Annotated in this window: 16 protein-coding genes and 4 pseudogenes; 11 read left to right on the top strand and 9 right to left on the bottom strand. The window is 60.3% G+C overall.

The window, feature by feature from the left end:
• Window positions 1-156: 156 nt before the first annotated feature.
• Both N7E02_RS28645 and N7E02_RS28640 read right to left on the bottom strand, forming a co-directional pair.
• Window positions 157-1466: pseudogene (locus N7E02_RS28645) on the bottom strand (GGDEF domain-containing response regulator).
• Between the two features lie 163 nt (window positions 1467-1629).
• Window positions 1630-2175, bottom strand: coding sequence for a TIGR00645 family protein (locus N7E02_RS28640; RefSeq protein ID WP_286581225.1), 546 nt, complete (start codon window positions 2173-2175; stop codon window positions 1630-1632).
• A gap of 286 nt (window positions 2176-2461) precedes the next feature.
• Here N7E02_RS28640 and N7E02_RS28635 point away from each other — a divergent pair, with 286 nt between their 5' ends.
• The 6 genes from N7E02_RS28635 to N7E02_RS28610 all read left to right on the top strand — a co-directional run bounded on the left by N7E02_RS28635 (window position 2462) and on the right by N7E02_RS28610 (window position 7219).
• Window positions 2462-3778: a TonB-dependent receptor plug domain-containing protein gene (locus N7E02_RS28635; protein WP_286581224.1), complete on the top strand. Its 1317-nt coding sequence runs from the start codon at window positions 2462-2464 to the stop codon at window positions 3776-3778.
• Window positions 3762-4295, top strand: a complete 534-nt coding sequence (locus N7E02_RS28630; RefSeq protein WP_286581222.1) for a TonB-dependent receptor domain-containing protein — start codon at window positions 3762-3764, stop codon at window positions 4293-4295. Before N7E02_RS28635 ends, N7E02_RS28630 begins: the two co-directional genes overlap by 17 nt.
• Window positions 4277-4693, top strand: coding sequence for a TonB-dependent receptor domain-containing protein (locus N7E02_RS28625; protein WP_286581221.1), 417 nt, complete (start codon window positions 4277-4279; stop codon window positions 4691-4693). The genes N7E02_RS28630 and N7E02_RS28625 overlap by 19 nt, the downstream gene beginning before the upstream one ends.
• A 173-nt stretch (window positions 4694-4866) precedes the next feature.
• Window positions 4867-6546, top strand: a complete 1680-nt coding sequence (locus N7E02_RS28620) for a formate--tetrahydrofolate ligase (protein ID WP_286581220.1) — start codon at window positions 4867-4869, stop codon at window positions 6544-6546.
• Between the two features lie 60 nt (window positions 6547-6606).
• Window positions 6607-6810, top strand: coding sequence for a hypothetical protein (locus tag N7E02_RS28615; RefSeq protein WP_286581219.1), 204 nt, complete (start codon window positions 6607-6609; stop codon window positions 6808-6810).
• A gap of 160 nt (window positions 6811-6970) precedes the next feature.
• Window positions 6971-7219: a hypothetical protein gene (locus tag N7E02_RS28610; RefSeq protein ID WP_286581218.1), complete on the top strand. Its 249-nt coding sequence runs from the start codon at window positions 6971-6973 to the stop codon at window positions 7217-7219.
• A gap of 125 nt (window positions 7220-7344) precedes the next feature.
• On the opposite strand, the gene N7E02_RS28605 is transcribed toward N7E02_RS28610, so the two are convergent.
• Window positions 7345-8661, bottom strand: a complete 1317-nt coding sequence (locus N7E02_RS28605) for an extensin family protein (RefSeq protein ID WP_286581217.1) — start codon at window positions 8659-8661, stop codon at window positions 7345-7347.
• A gap of 385 nt (window positions 8662-9046) precedes the next feature.
• Here N7E02_RS28605 and N7E02_RS28600 point away from each other — a divergent pair.
• Window positions 9047-11235, top strand: a pseudogene (locus N7E02_RS28600) (anthranilate synthase).
• 135 nt (window positions 11236-11370) lie between these two features.
• On the opposite strand, the gene N7E02_RS28595 reads toward N7E02_RS28600, so the two are convergent.
• Complete coding sequence (locus tag N7E02_RS28595) at window positions 11371-11601, bottom strand: hypothetical protein (RefSeq protein ID WP_286581215.1); 231 nt, start codon at window positions 11599-11601, stop codon at window positions 11371-11373.
• A 269-nt stretch (window positions 11602-11870) separates the two neighbouring features.
• Here N7E02_RS28595 and N7E02_RS28590 point away from each other — a divergent pair, with 269 nt between their 5' ends.
• The 3 genes and pseudogenes from N7E02_RS28590 to N7E02_RS28580 all read left to right on the top strand — a co-directional run bounded on the left by N7E02_RS28590 (window position 11871) and on the right by N7E02_RS28580 (window position 13787).
• Window positions 11871-12815: a cation diffusion facilitator family transporter gene (locus tag N7E02_RS28590; protein WP_286581214.1), complete on the top strand. Its 945-nt coding sequence runs from the start codon at window positions 11871-11873 to the stop codon at window positions 12813-12815.
• Window positions 12812-13275, top strand: a pseudogene (queF, locus tag N7E02_RS28585) (preQ(1) synthase). Before N7E02_RS28590 ends, queF begins: the two are co-directional and overlap by 4 nt.
• A 179-nt stretch (window positions 13276-13454) precedes the next feature.
• The gene (locus N7E02_RS28580; RefSeq protein ID WP_286581213.1) at window positions 13455-13787 is read left to right on the top strand and encodes a hypothetical protein; all 333 of its coding nucleotides are present in this window, start codon (window positions 13455-13457) and stop codon (window positions 13785-13787) included.
• A gap of 47 nt (window positions 13788-13834) precedes the next feature.
• Here the strand turns inward: N7E02_RS28580 and N7E02_RS28575 are convergent, their stop codons facing one another.
• Window positions 13835-14659 carry a DUF2076 domain-containing protein gene (locus N7E02_RS28575; RefSeq protein ID WP_286581212.1) on the bottom strand — a complete coding sequence of 275 codons (825 nt, stop codon included), beginning with the start codon at window positions 14657-14659 and terminating at the stop codon, window positions 13835-13837.
• Window positions 14660-14792: 133 nt separating this feature from the next.
• Window positions 14793-15377: a HupE/UreJ family protein gene (locus N7E02_RS28570; protein WP_286581210.1), complete on the bottom strand. Its 585-nt coding sequence runs from the start codon at window positions 15375-15377 to the stop codon at window positions 14793-14795.
• A 218-nt stretch (window positions 15378-15595) separates the two neighbouring features.
• Between N7E02_RS28570 and N7E02_RS28565 the strand changes: the two are divergent.
• A pseudogene (locus N7E02_RS28565) lies at window positions 15596-16186 on the top strand (ATP-dependent Clp protease proteolytic subunit).
• 61 nt (window positions 16187-16247) lie between these two features.
• Here N7E02_RS28565 and N7E02_RS28560 read toward each other — a convergent pair.
• The 3 genes from N7E02_RS28560 to N7E02_RS28550 all read right to left on the bottom strand — a co-directional run bounded on the left by N7E02_RS28560 (window position 16248) and on the right by N7E02_RS28550 (window position 20054).
• Window positions 16248-16865, bottom strand: a complete 618-nt coding sequence (locus N7E02_RS28560) for an ATP-binding protein (RefSeq protein WP_286581209.1) — start codon at window positions 16863-16865, stop codon at window positions 16248-16250.
• Window positions 16802-17269 (bottom strand): MerR family transcriptional regulator, encoded by a 468-nt coding sequence (locus N7E02_RS28555; protein ID WP_286581208.1) that lies wholly within the window; start codon window positions 17267-17269, stop codon window positions 16802-16804. The genes N7E02_RS28560 and N7E02_RS28555 overlap by 64 nt, the downstream gene beginning before the upstream one ends.
• Before the next feature lie 103 nt (window positions 17270-17372).
• Complete coding sequence (locus tag N7E02_RS28550) at window positions 17373-20054, bottom strand: bifunctional diguanylate cyclase/phosphodiesterase (RefSeq protein WP_286581207.1); 2682 nt, start codon at window positions 20052-20054, stop codon at window positions 17373-17375.
• Between the last annotated feature and the right edge of the window lie 117 nt (window positions 20055-20171).

Below are 20171 nucleotides of genomic sequence, written 5' to 3'. Positions count from 1 at the left end.
GTAAGCCGGGGCCGGCAGGGCGCGACGGCTTGCCGGCAAAAGGCTCCACTGGAGCCTTTTGCGTGTCGAACGCTCAATGCAAATACGGAAGCGTAAGCTACACCGCCGTTTGAATGGATCAAGGCACCGCGAGGTGCCTTGATCGTTTGAGCCACGTCAATCGCCGGTCGAGGATGACAGGGAGCGCATGGCTTCGGGAAGCGTCAGCGAGGAATAGACGCGGTTGCGGCCGTTGGCCTTGGCGAGATAGAGAAGCTGGTCGGCGGCGTTCATCTGGTTGTTGAACGTCTCGCCTGGCTCGATCTCGACAACACCGATCGAAACCGTGACGGATATTTTGCCGCTTCCGGTCGGCACCTCGGCTTCCTCGATTGCCCGGCGTAGGTCCCCGCAGAAGGAATGGCTCTGGAAAGCATCGGCCTTGTTGAGGAAAATGGCGAATTCCTCGCCGCCGAGCCGCGCGGGAATGTGCCGGCCGGCCGCGCACATCTTCTCCATCACGGTTGCCAGGGTCACCAGCACGCGGTCGCCGACATCATGACCATAGCTGTCGTTGACGTTCTTGAAGTGGTCGATGTCGAGCAGGGCTATGGAGCCGGAAAGGGCATCGGCGCCGAGATTGCGCATGCGGTCGAAAAAGTGCCGGCGGTTTGCCAGTCCGGTCAGATGATCGCGCTCCGCAAGGCGGCGCAGGTGCTTCAGCTGGTTCAGCGTCTCGATATTGTTGTCGATCCGACACTGCAGCTCTTCCGGTACGAAGGGGCGGTAGATGAAGTCGGAGGCGCCCGCCTTGAGGAAGCTTGCCGAGAGCAGGCGGTCGGAGGAGGACGAGACGCCGACGATGCGGATTTCCTCGGAGCCACGGGTTTCGCGGATACGACGGGTCAGCTCGTAACCGTCCATGTCGGGCATGTGATAGTCGGTGATGACGAGTTCGATCGTGTCGTCCCCGGCCAGGATTTCGAGTGCCTGCCTGCCGGAATGGGCTTCCAGAACCTGAAAATTCTGGCGATCGAGAATGTCGGTCAGGCCCGAGCGGGCGGTGCGGACGTCGTCAACCACGAGGATCCGGTAAGAGCTGTTGGTGCAGAAGCGGCGCACGGTGTGGACAACCGTGTCGACCGTGCGGCTGCCGTCCTTGACGATATAGTCGATGATCTTCTTTTCGGCATATTTTTCCCGGGCGTTCACATCGAAACGGGCGGTGAAAACGATGGTGGGAACGCCGGATTCGTCGAGAAGGCTGAGAACTTCGCCATTCGGTGCATCCGGAAGGTTGAGGCCGGAGAGCGCAAGCATGAAGCTTTTTCCTGCAGCCTGGCGCGAGCCGCCGCCATGCTGCCGCAACGGGTCACCGAAACGCCGGTCTCCTCTTCCAGCCTTTGGGTCAGCAGGGTCGAGAGAGCGACGGAATCCTCAATAAGGAGGATTTTATCTGCCCCACGATTGCCCGGCCCTTCGGCCATGAGCAGATTGTCCCTGCCAACAGTCATGTCTTGCTCCAGTGTATTGGGTACACTGGTAAGCGGCATCCCTTACCAATCGATTATGTGCGATTGTTCATTCCGACTTTTTGTCTCTACTGTGTCTGGAGGCGGAAACATCTCTGACAACCTTAGGTTTCTCCAGTCAGAGCTTGACTTGGTGGTCGTTGTCTTTGCTGACCTCAGCCTTGTCCGCCTTGGCGGCGGCCATGATGCGTTCGAGCCAGCCGAGCATAACGGCGGAGACGACGAACGCGAGGTGGATGATGGTGTACCACATCAGCTGCCCGTCGCTATACTGGCTCGCGTTCAAGAAAATCTGCAGCAGATGGATCGAGGAGATCGCCACGATAGAGGAGGCTACCTTGATCTTCAGGCTACCGGCGTCAAGCTTGCCGAGGAAGGAAACATCCGCCTCCGTCTCGTCGAAGCGGCTGACGAAGTTTTCGTAGCCGGAGATCATCACCATGACGATCAGGCTGGCGACGAGTGCCGCATCGATCAGGCCGAGCATGGCGAGGATCATTTCTGCTTCGCCAAGCGTGAATACGCCCTGAGCAACCTTCCAGAACTTGAAGATGAAGGAGAGGGCGTAGACGGCCAACGCTGCGACCAGTCCCATGTAGAAAACGACCAGAAGCCAGCGGCTCGAGAGAATGATCTTTTCGACCAGTAGTTCCAGCGATTTCATCGGGGCTCCGCGGAAATAGTTTTTAGTTTCCCATAATTTAGGAATGCCAGCGTCGCAAGATACCCATCAGGATTGTTGTAAATTTGTCACCAAAATTGCCTCTCGGAAAGATGATCGCAAGAGTCATGTTTCAATAATTGACAATTTTGCTCATGTTTTATAATGGCATGAATAAGGCGGCTTTCTGCTGCTTTCCGTATTTTTGCCATAGTTGAACGAGGCCCATCCATTGTTCCACGCGCTTCCGCGCGGGGACGATTTCGTGCGGCCGGACGAAGGGATATTCATGATCAGTCGGCGTCTGCGCTATGTATTTACCACGTGCACGGCACTCGCTTTGGTATCGATTGCTGCCCAGGCCTCTGCCCAGCAACCGGCCCAGGCCGAGCAGGAGGGAGAATCTCTGGAGCCCATCGTGCTGAAGGGCAAACGGCCGACCAAGGCCGGCGATCTCGAGAGCACACCGACTGCAACCGAAACCACCGAAGCTCAGCTTGAGCAGAAGCAGGTTCAGTCCATCGAGGATCTCGGTCGTACCATTGATCCCGGCGTCAATTTCAACCGGGCGACGAAATCCCTGAACATCCGTGGCCTCGAAGGCAATCGCGTAACGACCCTGGTCGATGGCATCCCTCTGAGCTATCTCAGCGATGGTGCCCGCAGCACTGCGGGCGGTGCCGACAGTGTGGATTTCTTCTCACTGACCACCGTCAATGTGGTGAAGGGCGCAGACAGCAGCCGCATCGGCGATGGCGCGCTCGGCGGCGCGCTCGTCCTGCGCACGCTGGAGCCCGAAGACCTGATCGGCGAAGGCAAGGACTGGGGCGGCAAGGTCGGCGTCACTTACGACAGCATGGACAATAGCAGGTTTGGCGGAGCGGCTGTCGCCAAGAAGATCCAGAATACGTCCGTGCTGTTCCTCGGTACCTACAAGAAGGGCGATGAGCGGGACAATCGCGGCGATGTCGGGGGCTACGGGCCGCTCAGAACCAAAACGAACCCGGCCGACTACGATCAGTACAACCTGTTGTTCAAGCTGCGTCAGGATACCGATAGCGGGCATCGTTTCGGCATAACGGCGGAGCATTTCGACTTCGACAAGGATATCGATCTGAAGCAGGCGCAGACCCCTACCGGAAACTATCGTCCGGGCGACCATTCCTCAGGGGAAGAAAACAAGCGCACCCGCGTTTCGCTCGATTACGAATACGAAGCGCCTAGCATGGACGGCCTGATCGATGCCGCCGAGGCAACTCTCTACTGGCAGCGGCAGGAGCGCGTCGACAGCCAGGATTCCTATCGCTGGACCAGCGTTCGCGGCGTGTTCAAGCGTAATAACGAGATCTCTGAATCCGGTGTGGGCTTCAACGGGTTCTTCGATGCCGGTCTCGATGCCGGATCGGTCAATCACACGTTCACGCTCGGCACGAGCATGTTCTTCTCCAAGGCCGAACAATATTCCGCCGGCGTCGATCTCGTGCACGCCTATTACCTCTCTGTTTCCGCCCTGCAGCATGCTGCACACCAACCAGTCCGACATGCCGGATGTCGACAGCTCGAAGGTCAGCGTTTATGCGCAGGACCGGATGACATTCGGAGATAGCGGTTTCTCGCTTACGCCGGGTATCCGTTTCGATTGGTATGATCACTCTCCCCAGGACACTGAGGCCTATCTGAGCAACCCGGCAACGCCGGTTCTGCCGAACGGCTCCAGCGACAGTGCGTTTTCCCCGAAAATCCTGGCGGAGTATGAGGTCAACAATAACCTTACCTTCTTTGGCCAGTGGGCGATGGGCTTCCGTTCGCCGACCGCGAACGAGCTCTATCTCACCTACGGCGGGACCGGCAGCTATCTGCGGATCGGCAATCCTGATCTGGAAGCGGAAACCAGCCGCGGTTTCGAAGTGGGAGCACGTCTGGGAGACGGCGACTTCGGTGGCTCGGTCAACCTCTTCTACAATCGCTACAAGAACTTCATCGACAGCCGCGCCTATACGAACGCCGAGGCCATCGAAGCGGGATACGATCCGGCAGACTTCCCTTGGGAGTTTCGGGATACCAGAACATTTCGCGCGCCAAGATTTACGGTGCCGAGTTCAGCGTGCACAAGAACTTCGTGAACGGCTTCAATGTCCGCGCAGGCCTCGCCTTCACGAGGGGCGTAAACCAGCAGACGGATCGCTACCTCAGCTCCGTTGCGCCGCTGAAGGGTGTCATCGGTGCCGGTTACGCGGCCGACAGCTGGGGCGTCGATGCGCTGTGGACCGGCGTGGCGGGCGTTTCGGACAAGTCCACGGCAACATTCAAGGCGCCGGGATACGGCCTCGTCGATCTGACGGCATGGTGGGAGCCCGAGCAGGTCAAGGGCCTGAGTATCCGCGCCGGCGTCTACAACGTCTTCGACAGGAAGTACTGGGATGCGCTCAACACGAAGGACGCAACCGTGCCTGCCGCGACGAAGGACTATTACACCGAGCCTGGCCGGACCTTCAAGATCTCGCTGACGCAGCGGTTCTAACCGGCAAGAGTGGACAGGAGCGGGGACGCTCTGAAAAGGCGGTGCGGGAAACTGCGCCGCCTTTTCCTTGTGGGCATCTCGGGAAGATCACCCTTGGCTATTCTATCTTCGCGCCATCTTCGCTATCGGTGTCGCCACGGGCCATGCGTGGCAAAGAGATGCGGAGAATACCTATGGTAGACGTGAAATCGGATATCGAGATCGCTCGCGCAGCGGTGAAGAAACCGATCGGCGAGATCGGCGATAAGCTGGGCATTCCCTCTGCGGACCTCATTCCTTACGGTCACGACAAGGCGAAGATCGGCGAGGGCTTCATCGCTTCGCTCGACGGCCGCAAGAACGGCAAGCTGATCCTTGTCACCGCGATCAACCCGACGCCGGCCGGCGAAGGGAAGACGACGACGACGGTCGGCCTCGGAGACGGTCTCAACCGCATCGGCAAGAAGGCGGTCATCTGCGTGCGCGAACCGTCCCTCGGTCCCTGTTTCGGCGTCAAGGGCGGGGCTGCTGGCGGCGGATATGCTCAAGTCGTGCCGATGGAGGATATTAACCTCCATTTCACCGGCGATTTCCACGCCATCACCTCGGCGCATAATCTCCTGTCGGCGATGATCGACAATCATGTCTATTGGGGCAACGAGCTTAACATCGACATCCGCCGCATCACCTGGCGGCGGGTGATGGACATGAACGACCGCGCGCTGCGCGAAGTCGTCATGTCGCTCGGCGGTTCCAAGAACGGTTTTCCGCGCGAAGGCGGCTTCGACATCACGGTCGCCTCGGAAGTCATGGCGATCCTCTGCCTTGCCGAAAACCTGGCCGATCTCGAGCGGCGGCTCGGCGAGATCGTCATCGGCTACCGTTTCGACCGCTCGCCGGTCTATGCCCGTGATCTGAAGGCCGACAAGGCGATGGCGGTTCTGCTCAAGGATGCGATGCAGCCGAACCTGGTGCAGACGCTGGAGAACAATCCGGCTTTCGTGCATGGCGGCCCGTTCGCCAATATCGCCCACGGCTGCAATTCGGTGATCGCCACCAAGGCGGCGCTGAAGCTCGGCGATTATGTCGTGACGGAAGCGGGCTTCGGGGCGGATCTCGGCGCTGAAAAGTTCTTCGATATCAAGTGCCGTCAGGCCGGGCTGAAGCCTGATGCGGCGGTCATCGTCGCAACGATCCGTGCGCTGAAGATGAATGGCGGCGTGAAGAAGGAAGACTTGTCCGCCGAGAATGTCGAGGCGCTCGTGCGCGGCTGTGCCAATCTCGGCCGTCATGTCGCCAATGTGCGCAAGTTCGGCGTGCCGGTGGTCGTGGCGATCAACCACTTCATCTCCGACACAGATGCGGAAATCGCCGCGATCAAGGAATATGTCGATCGGCATGGCGCTGATGCGATCGTTTGCCGCCATTGGGGGCAGGGCTCTGCCGGCATCGAGGAGCTTGCCTATAAGGTGGTCGAGCTTGCCGATAGCGGTCAGGCCGATTTCCAGCCGCTTTATCCCGACGATACGCCACTGATGGAAAAGATCGAGGTCGTGGCCACGAAGATCTACCATGCCGGCGAAGTGACGGCAGACAAGGCGGTGCGCGACCAGCTGAGGGCCTGGCAGGATCAGGGTTACGGCCATCTGCCCGTCTGTATCGCCAAGACGCAATATTCATTCTCGACCGATCCTGCATTGCGCGGCGCGCCGGAAGGGCATGTCGTGCATGTACGCGAAGTGCGGCTTTCGGCCGGTGCCGGCTTCATCGTGGCGATCACCGGCGAGATCATGACTATGCCAGGTCTGCCGCGCTCGCCTTCGGCGGAACGGATCATGCTCAACGAGGAAGGCCAGATCGAAGGGCTATTCTAGGCAACCGATCGAGGCTCCGGGCGTTCAGCTTCACAGGCAAGAACGCAGGAAGGAGCCGCCATGCCCTATCTCGAAGTCGCATTGAAGGCCGGAAGCACCATTCTGGTCGAGGACGAGCGGTCGCCCGAGGCGTTTTCTCGGGCGCTGGCGGAAAACGACGAAGTGACGGCAAATCGTGTCGAGGTGTTCGATCCGGATCAGAAATACGAGGTCGTGCTGACAGACGAGGACGTGGCCGGGGTTGCCGCTGCGCGGGATCTCTGACCCGGTTTCCAATGGGTGAACATCGGCCTTTCGACAGTTCGAGAGATCTCACCTAGTTGCGTGCAGGAGCTGTGGGAACCTAAATCCCATTTCGGAATTGATGCTGCGCGGGATTGGGGGCAACCTTTTCCGCGTCCATTTTTCTTTTCCGGAGATATCCATGTCGATTTCATTCCGAAAGCTTACGCTTCCTGCGGCTGCTCTTATGGCTGCAATGGTATCGCCCATTACAGCAGGTGCCGCTGATCTCGTCGGTGGCTATTATGCGCCATCCCAGTCTCACTATCGCGAGGCTCGCGCCGTTCGCACGACTTACGTGCGCCGCGAGGTTCGCGACTGCCAGCTGCTGCGCATCACCGATCCGGACGATAGCCGGGTTGTCGAGGTCTGCTTCAAGCCGATCTTCTGACCCCCAACTAGTCCCTAAAAACACAATCCCGCGAAACTCAGGTCGAGTTTCGCGGGATTGTGTTTTTGAAACAGATGCTTGAGGCTTGCAGTTGCGGTTATGATTCATGCTGTTGAGACATTGATTCAACGGCAGTAGCGATAGCCGCCTTTCCGCTCCATGACGTCGAGATGCAGGTGGTCTTCGTGGGCTGCATCGCTGCCGGGAGAGAGCACGGTTGTGAAGTGCAGGCAGGCGCCGGCTGTCGCGGTGCGCTGGAAGGCGCCTTCGAGCGTGGAATCCTCGTCGCGTGGTTTCATCTCGATGGTCTCGCCATTGTCGAGCTTGAAGGCGGCCACATCGAAGGCGTTGCCGCGCGCATGCTCTGAAATCTTCCCGGTCGAGGCGTTGTTTCTGAGGCGGCACTGATAGGTGGAGCCGGGCACGAGGCGGACGATCTTGCGGCCAGGCATGGCGATGTCCAGCGCCGGCTGGGCCGTGTCCTTCAGCCAGTGGGCCATGGTGAGCGCCGTCTTGCAGCGCATCGTCGCGCCGCCGAGATCGACACCGGGCAGGACTTCGGCGACATCGATCGGGTGCTCGATGCCGCAGCCATTGCCTTCGTTGATCGGATCCGTCGCCTCGAATTTTGCGCCGATCGCTTTGAGATCGGCAAGGCAGGCCTGCAGTTCCTGCGGGTCTTCCTTCACAAGCGGCGGTGGAGGCGGTTCGGCCTCGGCCTTTTCACCTTCTTCCGCCGCTTTCCCATCGGGTTTGGTTTCATCGGCAGCGGTCTCGCCGTCCTTGGCTGGTTCCTGATCGTTCTTCGTTGCCGGCCCCTTGTTGTCGGTCGCTGCCTCATCCGTTTCAGGCTTGGCCAAGGGCTTGGGAACCTCGGCTTCACGGGCCGGCTCGTTAGCGGTGGCCGGCTGCTGGACGACAGGCGGGCTGGCTGCCCCGTCAGTCGGAGCCGGTGTGGCTGGAGACGGAGGCTCGTCGGCCTTTGCCGTCTCCGGCTTTGCAGCAGAAGGCGGAGCAGTGTCCGACGATGAGGTGCTCGGCGTCGCAGTTTCGCGTTCTGCCGGTTTCCCGGGAGCGGTTTCTGCCTTCTCTGGTTCCGCTGGCTTTTCCTGCGGCGTTGGGGTGGTGCCAGACTTATCTTCCGTCTGCGCCTGCTCGTTTGCGGGCGCAGCTTGCGCGTTTTGCGTAGGCTTCGGCAGCGGCAATGGAACGCTTGCGATGGCCGGTGGTTTGGGGAACACGCCGCGATTGGCCTGGGAGCGTGTTCTGGTGCGCTGGGAGGACGGACGCTTCCTGACGCCGGCATCCTGGAGGAAGCGGTCGATGACATTCACTTCGACGACATCCGCAGGCTGAGCCTGCGGTATCGGCCGCGTCGGCGGCAGTGATGCGCCGAGCATCAGGGGCATGCCCAAGGCAAGAAGATAAAGGGATCGCTTCATCCTTCGTCCTGTCCTATTCCTCGTCTATCCATGGGCCAGAACGCCCGTTGCCGGGCTATCTCGGACGTCCGGCCAGACAGGCAACGCGCGTGACCCGGATTTGGTCGCATCCGTCGACGGTATTTTTGCGCTTGCGCGTGGAACGGACTGACGCTAACAATTCCGCCCATGACGATTTCGATGATCAACAACGGTAACTGGTGGTGGGCACGCTGACGCGGCCTTGACCAGTCATGTCCATCGACAAGACGAGACCAAGCCGCCCGAGACCCGAGGCGGCTTTTTTATTGGCCGACGAGGGAAACGGGTACTGAACAACCCGAGCAGGCCAACGCGACGTGAAGTCTCAGCCTGCGCCGGAGACGAGAGACCGGAGAGGCATGCCATGGTGACGATCATCAACGACGACGGATCGGAGACTTACGAGACGAAGGGCGGCATTACCGTCAGCCGCGCACGCCGGCCGGCGGAATATGCAACGGCGATTTCGTCCTATGTCGACCGGCTCGATGAGCGCCGCGGCGCCGTCTTCTCGTCGAACTATGAATATCCGGGCCGTTATACAAGATGGGACACGGCCATCGCTGATCCCCCGCTCGGGCTCACCTGCAATGGCCGCAAGGTATGGATCGATGCCTATAACGAGCGCGGTGAGGTTCTCCTTGGGTTCGTTGCCGACAGGCTTGCGACGGTCGAGGACTTGACACTTGGCGAACGGACTGCACGCCGGCTGGACCTGACGGTCAACCAGCCGTCCCGCGTCTTCACCGAAGAAGAGCGCTCCAAGATGCCGACGGTGTTCACCGTCCTGCGGGCAGTCGTCGATCTCTTCTATTCCGATGCGGATTCGGCCATCGGCCTGTTCGGTGCCTTCGGTTACGATCTCGCCTTCCAGTTCGATGCGATCAAGCTTTCGATGGAGCGGCCGGAAGACCAGCGCGACATGGTGCTTTTCCTGCCGGACGAAATCCTGGTCGTCGACCACCATGCGGCGAAGGCCTGGGTCGACCGCTATGATTTTGCCAAGGACGGCGTGACGACCGAGGGCAAGTCGGGCGATGTAGCGCCTGATCCTTTCCGCCGGACGACGGTCACGCCGCCGAAGGGCGACCACAAGCCGGGCGAATACGCGAGCCTCGTCACCAAGGCGAAGGAAAGTTTTCGCCGTGGCGATCTGTTCGAAGTGGTGCCGGGCCAGAAATTCATGGAACGCTGCGATTCCAAGCCTTCGGAGATTTCCAACCGGCTGAAGGCGATCAACCCGTCGCCCTATTCCTTCTTCATCAATCTTGGAAACCAGGAGTATCTGATCGGCGCATCGCCGGAGATGTTCGTGCGCGTCTCCGGTCGCCGGATCGAGACCTGCCCGATCTCAGGCACGATCAGGCGCGGCGAGGACGCGATCTCCGATAGCGAGCAGATCCTCAAGTTGCTCAATTCCAAGAAGGACGAGTCCGAGCTCACCATGTGCTCCGACGTTGACCGCAACGACAAGAGCCGTGTCTGCGAGCCGGGTTCGGTGAAGGTGATCGGTCGCCGCCAGATCGAGATGTATTCGCGCCTCATCCACACGGTCGATCATATCGAAGGCCGCCTGCGGCCGGACATGGATGCGTTCGACGGTTTCCTGTCTCATGCCTGGGCCGTGACAGTCACCGGTGCGCCAAAACTGTGGGCGATGCGCTTCATCGAGAGCCACGAGAAGAGCCCGCGCGCATGGTATGGCGGTGCGATCGGCATGGTCGGCTTCGACGGCAACATGAATACGGGTCTGACGCTGCGTACCATCCGGGTCAAAGACGGCATTGCCGAAGTGCGTGCCGGTGCGACATTGCTGAACGATTCCAACCCGGAAGAGGAAGAAGCAGAAACCGAACTGAAGGCATCGGCCATGATTTCCGCGATCCGCGATGCGCGCGCCGGCAATACGGGCAAGGTCTCCCGTGATGTCGCCCGGGTGGGCGAGGGGTGAAGATCCTGCTCGTCGACCACGAGGACAGTTTCGTCCATACGCTCGCCAACTATTTCCGCCAGACGGGCGCGACGGTTTCCACTGTTCGCACGCCGGTGCCGGAAGAGGTGTTCGACCGGATCGATCCCGATCTCGTCGTGCTGTCGCCGGGACCCGGCAACCCAAAGGACTTCGACTGCAAGGCGACGATCAAGGCGGCCAGGGCGAAGAACCTGCCGATCTTCGGCGTCTGCCTCGGCCTGCAGGCTCTGGCGGAAGCCTATGGCGGCGAGTTGCGCCATCTGGCGCTGCCGATGCACGGCAAGCCATCGCGCATCCGCGTGCTGGAGCCGGGCATCGTCTTTTCCGGCCTTTCCAAGGAAGTGACGGTCGGTCGCTATCACTCGATCTTTGCCGATCCGGCGACGCTCGATCCGAACTTCATCATTACGGCGGAGAGCGAAGACGGCACGATTATGGGCATCGAGCACGCCAAGGAGCCGATCGCGGCTGTGCAGTTCCATCCGGAATCGATCATGACGCTCGGCGGCGATGCAGGGATGCGGATGATCGAGAATGTCGTGGCGCATCTGGCCAGGAAGCGCGAGACGAAGGCTGCTTGAGCCGTTTTGGGAAGAGGAGCCGGCAAGGGGTGAGTTCTCCCCTTGCCGGCTCCTCTTTCCTGATTTACCGAAACGCGAGGCCATCAGCAGGGCTCAGGATTGAGGCAGCAGCAAGCCCCGCGTTTCGCCAAATGCCTAGACCCCGAGCTTCCTATCTACTTCCTCGCGCGGGATGCCTTCGTTGATGAGGTGACGGGCAAGCTTCTTCTTGTCGGAAAAATTGAGAATCGTTTCCGGCTTCTCCCAGCCGGCATCGAACTGCATCGTGGTGGTCACGCCATAGCTGCCGTCCGGCGCGGGGGTAACGTCGAAGCGTCGCATCGTTTCTTTGTCGAATTCGATGAAGAATTGGATATTGGTGTCCATCCCAGCCTATCGGTCCATTTTTATTAGTTTTACGTTACATAAGCTTAGTTGGATCTCTTTTGTACAGATTTTCTTGATAAGCCTAACAAGATATTGGGGATGAACATTGTCGGGCAGGGAGTAACCGCGCGCCTTTGACAACCGACCCTGTCTAAGGCATAGAACCGCTCATCCGAAACCGCCGCCGCGACCTCCGTCGTGGCGGCGGTTTTGCCGTTTTGGAGCTTGGCTCCTGCAAGTCATTCGCACACGCAATAGAGGCGCGATCCGTGAATACCGTTACCGTTGAGGACAGATCCATCGTCGGCAGGCTGGCATTCTGGGGCATCCCCATCTCGATCGGCGTGATGGGCCTGAAGATGCTGGCATGGTGGGTGACCGGATCGGTGGCACTGCTCTCCGACGGGCTGGAATCCTTCGTCAACGTGACGGCGGCCTTCATCGCCTATTTCGTCATCCGCTATGCGGAGCGTCCGGCAGACCATGACCACCAGTTCGGGCATCACAAGGCGGAATATATCTCGGCTGTCGTCGAGGGTGTGCTGATCGTCGTTGCGGCGATCCTGATCATCCAGGAGGCGTGGGACGCGCTGGCATCTCCGGCCGTCATGGAGGCGCCGGCGCTGGGGCTTGCGATCAATGCGGTTGCCGGTGTCTTCAACGCAATCTGGGCGACAATCCTCATCCGCACCGGGACAAAGTTCCGCTCTCCTGCGCTGACGGCCGACGGTCATCACATCATGTCGGATGTCGTCACCTCGGCTGGTGTCTTCGTCGGCCTCATCCTCGCTGTCGTCACCGGCTATGCGATCCTCGATCCGCTGCTCGCGATCCTCGTGGCGATCAACATCCTTTGGCAGGGCTACAAGGTGATTTCCCACTCGCTCGGCGGCCTGATGGACAAGGCGCTGGAGCCGGACGAGGAGGCAGCGGTGCGCGCTGCGATCACTACCCATTCCACTGGCGCGCTCGATGTTCACGACCTCAAGTCCAGACGGGCAGGGGCAGCGGCCTTCATCGATTTCCATCTCGTCGTGCCCGCATCGATGAGCGTCGGAGAAGCGCATGATATCTGCGACCGCTTGGAAGACGCGATCAAAGAGGTTATTCCCGGCGCCACATTGGCGATCCATGTCGAGCCCGAAGGCGAGCACGCACATGGACAGAAGGTAGACGTTGAAGGGCATGCAGGCCCGGAAGGAACAGGCAAATGACGATGACGGATGTCAGCGGGCTGTCGCAGCTCGGAAAACAGGTGGACGCGCCGAAGAGCCCGGAAGAGGCCGTACTGGAGCGCGTACCGAACAGCAACCAGGACATGGATTACGTGACACGCTTCACCGCGCCGGAATTCACGTCGCTCTGCCCGATGACCGGCCAGCCGGACTTCGCCCATATCGTGATCGACTACATTCCCGATGCCTTTCTGGTGGAATCGAAGTCGCTGAAGCTTTTCTCACCTCGTTCCGCAATCACGGGGCATTCCATGAAGACTGCTCGGTCTACATCGCCAAGCGGCTCGTCGAGCTGCTGCAGCCGAAATGGCTGAGGATCGGTGCCTACTGGTATCCGCGCGGCGGCATTCCGATCGACGTGTTCTGGCAGACGGGCGAAGTTCCGGCCGGTGTATGGCTGCCTGACCAGGGCGTACCCACCTATCGCGGTCGAGGCTGAGAGCCGCCAGGACGGCCATGATGCGAAGCGAGCGGCCGCCTTCGGAGGTCGCCCAAAGCGAAGTCTTTCCGATAATACTGCTCGATAAGCAGATTATCTCCATTGTTGACCAACATAGATTTATGTCGGGACGCGGATAGTCTGCTTTACTTCAGCTCCATCTAAAGCTGGAGGAAGAGATGAAGGTCATTTGCATTTCAGGTGTCGCCTTGCTGGCATCGGTTCTCTCAAGCAGTCTGGCTCATGCCATCGAGCGGCCGGCTACCAAGGCAGAAATCGAGCGGATTGCTGTCGGCCACACCATGAATGGTCGAATGCGATACATGACCAATGGACGCTACCTTCATGCCGGGAAATATCCCGGCGTGTATACGATCGCGAATGGCAGGATCTGCATCCATTTCGACAGCCGCCGCAACCGCTGCGACCGCATCGTGACGGATGACGACGGAAAGACCTTCTGGATGATCACATCCGCCGGCAAGCGAAGCACGTATCGTCGCCGTCCATGACCTGACACTTACTGGTGCTGTTACCCGAGGTCCGTTCGGGGTGTGGCTCAGATGTCGAGGCTGTTGTCGTCGCCGAAGTCCGATTGATCAGAGGCGCCGTCATCATTGTCGTAATCTGCCTGCTGCCAGCCATCATTACCGGCGGCGCCGCCATCGTCGCCATTGTCTGACGCCTCGCGGATGGCATCGTCACCGTAGTTGTTGTTGACGACGGTCTCCTCGACGGCAGGCTGTTCCGAGGCGCCGAATGCGCCCGCACCGGCGAGCGGATTGCCGAGGCCCGCTCCGGACATATGGCTGCTGAAAATTCCCGACAAGGAATTGGCGAGCAGCATGCCGCCGGCTACCCCGGCCGCGGTCCCGAGTGCTCCGGTCAGAAAGCTGCTGCCGGCGGACGGGCCGCGATATGCGTTACCGCCCCATGGGCCGGCGGGCTGGTTTGCTGAAGCTTGGTAGCCAGAGGAGGGCTGCGGACTACGATAGCCTTCATCGTGGCGACGGCCGTCATCGGACGGCCCACGCGCCGTGCTGTCCCATGGACCGGAATTTTGCTGCACTGGCGCTTGTTGTTGAGGCTGTGATGAGCCGAAAATCGAACTCAGAAAACCTCCTCCCTGTTCGGCGCGGCGGTGATCACTTCCGCTGGCTTCCAGCTCGCGTATGCGGTCTTCAAGGTCACGAATGCGGTTGGCAGCGGCTTCGAGCCCCTTTTCCTGCACGGCGACTGCCTGGGCAAGATAATAGGCGGCGTAGGGCTGGCGGCGGGTTTCCTGCTCGATCAGTTCTTCCGCTTCCCTGTCCCGCGGCGTGGCGGATGCCGTGCGGATCCGTTCGAAAAGTCCATTGAGAAGCTGGCGTTCTTCCGGCGACATGAGTGCCTCCCTGTGAGCCCCTTGGGGCTGTTGTTATCCACAGGGAGGTAGGAGAGAGTATCGGCTTTTCAAACCGCCGGAAGGTTAATTCGCGGTAATGCGGCCGTCTCCGGCTTTGTCCCGAGGTTTCCGCTCAGCCGAAGGCCAGCGACAGACCTAGCAGGGCGGTGATGCCCCCGAGAACGCGGGCGATATAGGGGCTGAACCGCGAAATTCCGAGACCCAGGGCTATGCCGGCGACATGCAGTAGGGCGGTGGCGATGACGAAGCCGATGCCGAACTGCATCGCGCCCGCCGAACCGAGTTCACCGCCATGGGCATGGCCGTGGAAGAGAGCGAAGATCGCGACGATCGCGGCGCAGGCTGCCGTCGGCAGGCGAACGGCCACTGCAACGAGAAGGCCGAGCGCAATGACCGATGCAAGGATCGCGGGCTCGACAAACGGGAGTTCGATGCCGGCAAGCGCCAGCGAGAAGCCGACAGCCATCGTCGCGACGAATGCAGACGGAACGATCCACAGAGCGCTCCGCTTTCCGTCCTGGGCAATCTGAGCAGCCCAGAGGCCGACCGCGATCATCACCAGGATATGATCCATGCCGAAAAGCGGGTGGGAGAAGCCGGCCATGAAGGAACCATGTTCCTCCGGATTGAGATGGGCAAAAGCGGGTGCCGCCGCGGCGGCGAAAATGGCGGCTGACAGTGAAAGGCGCTTGAACATCGGGTCCCCGTAATCTTGTTCTGCAAAATCGATGTTGGCGAGAATAGGGCAGGACCGTCCGGCCTGTCCACGGCAATCAAGGGCTATCGGGCTGAAGTTCCTACGTCATTCACCTTAGTCACCGCTAACCGTGTGGCTTCGGGCCTGCCTCCATTGTTTTGTGGCCGCGAACACATTATGTCCGGTATATGAATCCCATGCAGGAGACACTGACTGTGCTGAACGACGAAGACGACAACGACGACAAGACCAAGGAATTGCCGCTGGGCAAGGAAACTGAGGCGAGATCTTTTCAAGTCGCGCTCGATCTTCATCTATGGGCCGATCACCCAGGAATTGGCGCAGAAGGTCAACACGCAGCTGGTCGCCCTTTCGGCAGCCAGCGATGACGACATCCGCATCTACGTGAACTCGCCTGGCGGTCACGTCGAGATCGGGCGATCTCGATCCATGACATGATCAAGTTCATCAAGCCCAAGGTCTGGATGATCGGAACCGGCTGGGTCGCTTCCGCCGGTGCGCTGATCTATGCGGCCGCGCCGAAAGAGCGCCGTATCGCGCTTCCGAACACCCGCTTCCTGCTTCACCAACCGTCCGGCGGTACCCGCGGCATGGCTTCGGACATCGAGATCCAGGCCCGCGAAATCATCAAGATGAACGAGCGTCTGATCAAGATCTTCTCCAAGGCCACCGGGCAGCCGGAAGACAAGATCGCCAAGGACATCGACCGCGATTACTGGCTCTCCGCCGACGAAGCCGTTTCCTACGGTCTGGTGTCGAAGATCGTGACGTCGCAGAGCGAACTCTGATCGCCTGAACCCATAGGTTCTTTTGAAGCCCCGCCTGCTCATAGCCGGCGGGGCTTTTTCGTCAGGCGGCCTGCCGCCGCCAGGCAATCGTGCCGGCAGTCCGAGCGCGCACTTCAGGCGTCGCGAGGCAGGTTTCGACCGCCTCGAAGCCAAAGGCTCCGGTGCGTGGTTCCACCACGAGAGGCGGGCTGTGGTTGGCAGGGCAGAAGAGTACTGCTTCCTGCGGGCCGATCGCTGCAAGATCCAGGATCGCCGACGAGCGTGTCATGGCGAAGATCGGCACGCTGCGGCCCGGGCGTTTCAGCCATGCCGCGACTGCCTGCTGGGTGGCCGCGTCGAGATCATGCTCGATCATGTCGATGACCTTGATGGTTTCGGGATCGCTTTCTATGGCAACGAGCAGTGCTTGAAGGGCAGCGGTTTCGCGCGCGCCTTCCTCGGCCATCCATCGCATGGCTCGATCCACGCGTCGGGCGAGTTCAACGTCATCCGCCATTCGCTTGCCGTCGCAGTCGCCATCCCGGCCCATGCCGACGAAGATGGCATCCGCTATGTTGCCGGCCAGCGCTTTCGCGAGGCGGGTCTTGCCACTGCCGAGCGGCCCGACGATGTAGATCAGCGTCGCATCGCTATTAAACTCGAAGCGTTCACCGCCCCAGGGCCAGGGAGGTCGAAGCAAACCGAGATCTTCGGTCTCTGGCGAAGGCCATGAGCGAGTTCCTCTGGCGTCGGTTTGTGCCCGCGGGAAATGCCCGCGCGAAGGTCGTTCACTGCGCGCAGCCTTTCCGAAACGACGTCGATCTGACGCTCAAGCCTCGCCTGATGGGCCGAGAGAGCCGCGTCCATTGCTTGCAGTTCGCCGCCTATCATGCGCTTGACCTCGGCCAGGCTTAGGCCGAGATTGCGCATCTCCACGACGGCCGCCGCCCTCGCCATTTCATTCGGTCCGTAAAGTCGCCAGCCGGCAGCCGATCGTTGCGGCTCGACCAGTCCGTGCCGTTCGTAAAGCAGGAGGGCCTTGCGAGATACGCCGAGCCTCCGCACGGCCTGCGACGCGGTAAGATCTGCTGGATATGGGCTCACGGAATCACCTCGCTGGTTATAGTCCGCATCCTTATCGGGGCGGACCCAGGGGCAAGGTCAAGCCGTTCCGTGCATTCGTTCTGTTTTCAGCCTGTTCCGGCAATCACGCGACGGCGCTGCCGAGCCGGTCGCGATTTTGCCAGTCGCGGGCGAAGTCGACAAAAGCTTCCGCCGACATGGGCTTGGCGAAGGCATAACCCTGCAGCGCGTGGCAGCCGAGATTGCGCAGGATCTCGATATGCGCCTGGGTTTCGACGCCTTCGGCCAGGATCTCGATATTTTGAGACTTGCCGATCTCGATGATGGAGGCGACCAGTCTGCGTTGCGAGGCGGATGCTTCGAGCGGTGCGATCAGCTTCCGGTCGATCTTGAGGCGTTTCGGGCCGAGTTCGAGGAGGCTGACGATCGACGCGTGGCCCGTGCCGAAATCGTCGATCTCGATGTCTACGCCGAGAGACTTCAGCCTGCTGGTCGCGAGGCGCAGCTCGTCGTCATTGCCGTCGAAGGAAATGGATTCGAGCAGTTCGAAGGAAAGGCTGCCCGGCCGGAAATGCATGCCGGCCAGCTTGTCCATCAGGCGGCCGTCCTTTAGCCGCTGGGCCGAGATGTTGACGGACAGATGCGGGATGTCGAGGCCAAGGGCCTGCCAGCGGGTGGACTGGAAGAAGGCCTTGTCCAGCATGATCGCATCGAGATCGGCCGCGCGGTTGAGGCTTTCGGCGATATCGAGGAACTTGTCCGGGGCGAGGATGCCCAACTCGGGATGATCCCAGCGGGCGAGCGCCTCGACACCGACGATATCGAGCGTCAACGCGTCGAATTGCGGCTGGAAGAACGGCACAATCTGATCGTGTTCGAGCGCCGTCAGGAATTCGTCCGACGTGTTCTTGCGGCGCACCGCGGCCATGCGAAGTTCTTCGGAGAAGACTTCCATGCGGTTGCGGCCGCGCTTCTTCGCCTCATATAGGGCGATATCGGCATTGACGAGAAGCTGGCGTGGGTCTTCTGCGGCGGCCGTCTGGCAGGCGATGCCGGCGCTGCAGCCGATGCGGCATTTTTGGCCGTCGATCTCGATCGGCTTGGCGAGCGAGCGGACGATTGCAAGCGCCAGTTCGCGCGAGCGGCGCCAGGCCTGCGGGCCGCTGGTGACGACGACGAATTCGTCACCGCCGACGCGCGAGGCAAATTCGTCGTGGCCGATCAGCTTGAGCAGTCGTTCGGTCGTTTGTCTCAGCACCTCGTCGCCGGCTGCGTGGCCAAGCGTGTCGTTGACCTCCTTGAAGCGGTCGAGATCGACATGGATGAAAGCCAGGCGATGGTTGGCATCAGCGGTATTCTCGGCATCCATAAACTGGTCGAGGAAGCGGCGATTGGGCAAGCCCGTCAGCGCGTCGTGAAGCGACTGGTGTTCGAGGGTGCGGCGGGTGGCGCGCAACTGGTCGTTCTGTTGCTCGGCGCGCTGACGCGCATCGTTCAGTTCCGCCTGCAGCATCATGTCGTTGGTCACGTCCCAGTTCGCGCCGATGACCTTGATCGGACGACCGGGCGGGCGGTAAACGCGCCCATTGGCACGGATATGGCGGATTTCACCTCGCGGGGAAACAAGGCGGAACTGGGTGACGTAAGGAGAATCGTCATTGAGCGTCTCGCGGAAACCTGCCACTGCGGCCGCGGCATCGTCCGGATGTATGGCGTTTCTCCAGTCTTCATAGCCGAATGTCGAGCGATCCGGCGCGGCATCATACATTTCTCGCATGCGGCGGTCCCAGATCAGATTGCCGCTATCCGGGTCGTATTCCCATACGCCGATGCCGGATGCTTCCAGGGCCAATCCGAGGCGATGGGAAATCGATCCGAGCTCCTCCTCCCGTTGCTGCAGGGTAACGAGGGTGCGGTACCGCTGCTTCATCAACAGCCCCGCCCATATCATCGGAGCGACGATGCCGACGGCAATCAGCGCCGCATACAGGCGGAATATCGCGATTGAGGGCGGGGTCTCGACCCATCCACCCTTCGGAACGGCAGAGAGATACCAGGTGTCGTAACCGAGCTCGATGCGGGTGCGCACCGCGTCTTCGGAGAAGACGGCGGGGTTGCCGACAAAGACGTCCTTGGGCTGCGGAAGCGGGCGCCGGGATATGGCGATATCCAGAGGTTGGCGATTGGAATTGAGGTTGCTGTCGCGGTACAGGCGATCAGCATCTATGACCGAAGAAACTATGCCCCAAAAATGCCCGTTGGACAGTTTGAAGACGGGGTAGCGGACGAGCAGCCCGTAACCGCCCTGATCCAGCTTCACGGGGCCGGCGATCATGGTCTTACGGCGCTTGATGGCCTCCATGACCGAACCCGATTGCTTGGGATGCGCCGCATAGTCATGACCGATGAGCGACTTATTCTCTTCGAGGGGATGGACGAGCTTGACCACAAGATCAGGCGCGGCGACAACATTCCTCAACTGCGAGGGGACGGAAAATATTCGTTCCGATAGCGCGGCGAACTGCGGCTGGCTCATGTCCGGGCTTGCAGCGATGGCGGCAACCAGACCGTGGACGAGATTGACGTTGCCGTGGATCTGCGTCTCCAGCCTGGAGGATACCTGGGCAAGTCTTTCCGATGCGACAAGCCGCTGTTCGGACAGGAACTGTTCGTGCTGTTCGCGATCGGCCTGAACGACGCCAATGGTTACGGCCACCACAACCACGATGGCAGGCAGGAAATAGCTTATTCCGAACGACTGGGTCGCCGGTGCGCCGGGTGCTGCAGAAGACGTATAAAAGGCCATAGACTATTCCGATCGGATACTTGGCCATTTTTTCAGATAAGCTTTAAAATTATACTTTAGGAATAAGGTGTTGAAGAGGTTAAGCCTGAAGGCTGCCGGCGATCACCTCTGGTTGTT

Source organism: Terrirhizobium terrae (assembly GCF_030323265.1).
Classification (GTDB): Bacteria; Pseudomonadota; Alphaproteobacteria; order Rhizobiales; family Rhizobiaceae; genus Neorhizobium.
The sequence above is the reverse complement of the archived record's forward strand: the minus strand, read 5'-3'. Positions and strand labels throughout refer to the sequence as shown.

Excerpts from the sequence above, each read along its gene's own strand:
- N7E02_RS28640 (WP_286581225.1), bottom strand. The coding sequence starts at position 2,175 with ATGAAATCGCTGGAACTACTGGTCGAAAAGATCATTCTCTCGAGCCGC.
- N7E02_RS28635 (WP_286581224.1), top strand. The coding sequence starts at position 2,462 with ATGATCAGTCGGCGTCTGCGCTATGTATTTACCACGTGCACGGCACTC.
- N7E02_RS28630 (WP_286581222.1), top strand. The coding sequence starts at position 3,762 with ATGACATTCGGAGATAGCGGTTTCTCGCTTACGCCGGGTATCCGTTTC.
- N7E02_RS28620 (WP_286581220.1), top strand. The coding sequence starts at position 4,867 with ATGGTAGACGTGAAATCGGATATCGAGATCGCTCGCGCAGCGGTGAAG.
- N7E02_RS28615 (WP_286581219.1), top strand. The coding sequence starts at position 6,607 with ATGCCCTATCTCGAAGTCGCATTGAAGGCCGGAAGCACCATTCTGGTC.
- N7E02_RS28610 (WP_286581218.1), top strand. The coding sequence starts at position 6,971 with ATGTCGATTTCATTCCGAAAGCTTACGCTTCCTGCGGCTGCTCTTATG.
- N7E02_RS28605 (WP_286581217.1), bottom strand. The coding sequence starts at position 8,661 with ATGAAGCGATCCCTTTATCTTCTTGCCTTGGGCATGCCCCTGATGCTC.
- N7E02_RS28595 (WP_286581215.1), bottom strand. The coding sequence starts at position 11,601 with ATGGACACCAATATCCAATTCTTCATCGAATTCGACAAAGAAACGATG.
- N7E02_RS28580 (WP_286581213.1), top strand. The coding sequence starts at position 13,455 with ATGAAGGTCATTTGCATTTCAGGTGTCGCCTTGCTGGCATCGGTTCTC.
- N7E02_RS28575 (WP_286581212.1), bottom strand. The coding sequence starts at position 14,659 with ATGTCGCCGGAAGAACGCCAGCTTCTCAATGGACTTTTCGAACGGATC.
- N7E02_RS28570 (WP_286581210.1), bottom strand. The coding sequence starts at position 15,377 with ATGTTCAAGCGCCTTTCACTGTCAGCCGCCATTTTCGCCGCCGCGGCG.
- N7E02_RS28550 (WP_286581207.1), bottom strand. The coding sequence starts at position 20,054 with ATGGCCTTTTATACGTCTTCTGCAGCACCCGGCGCACCGGCGACCCAG.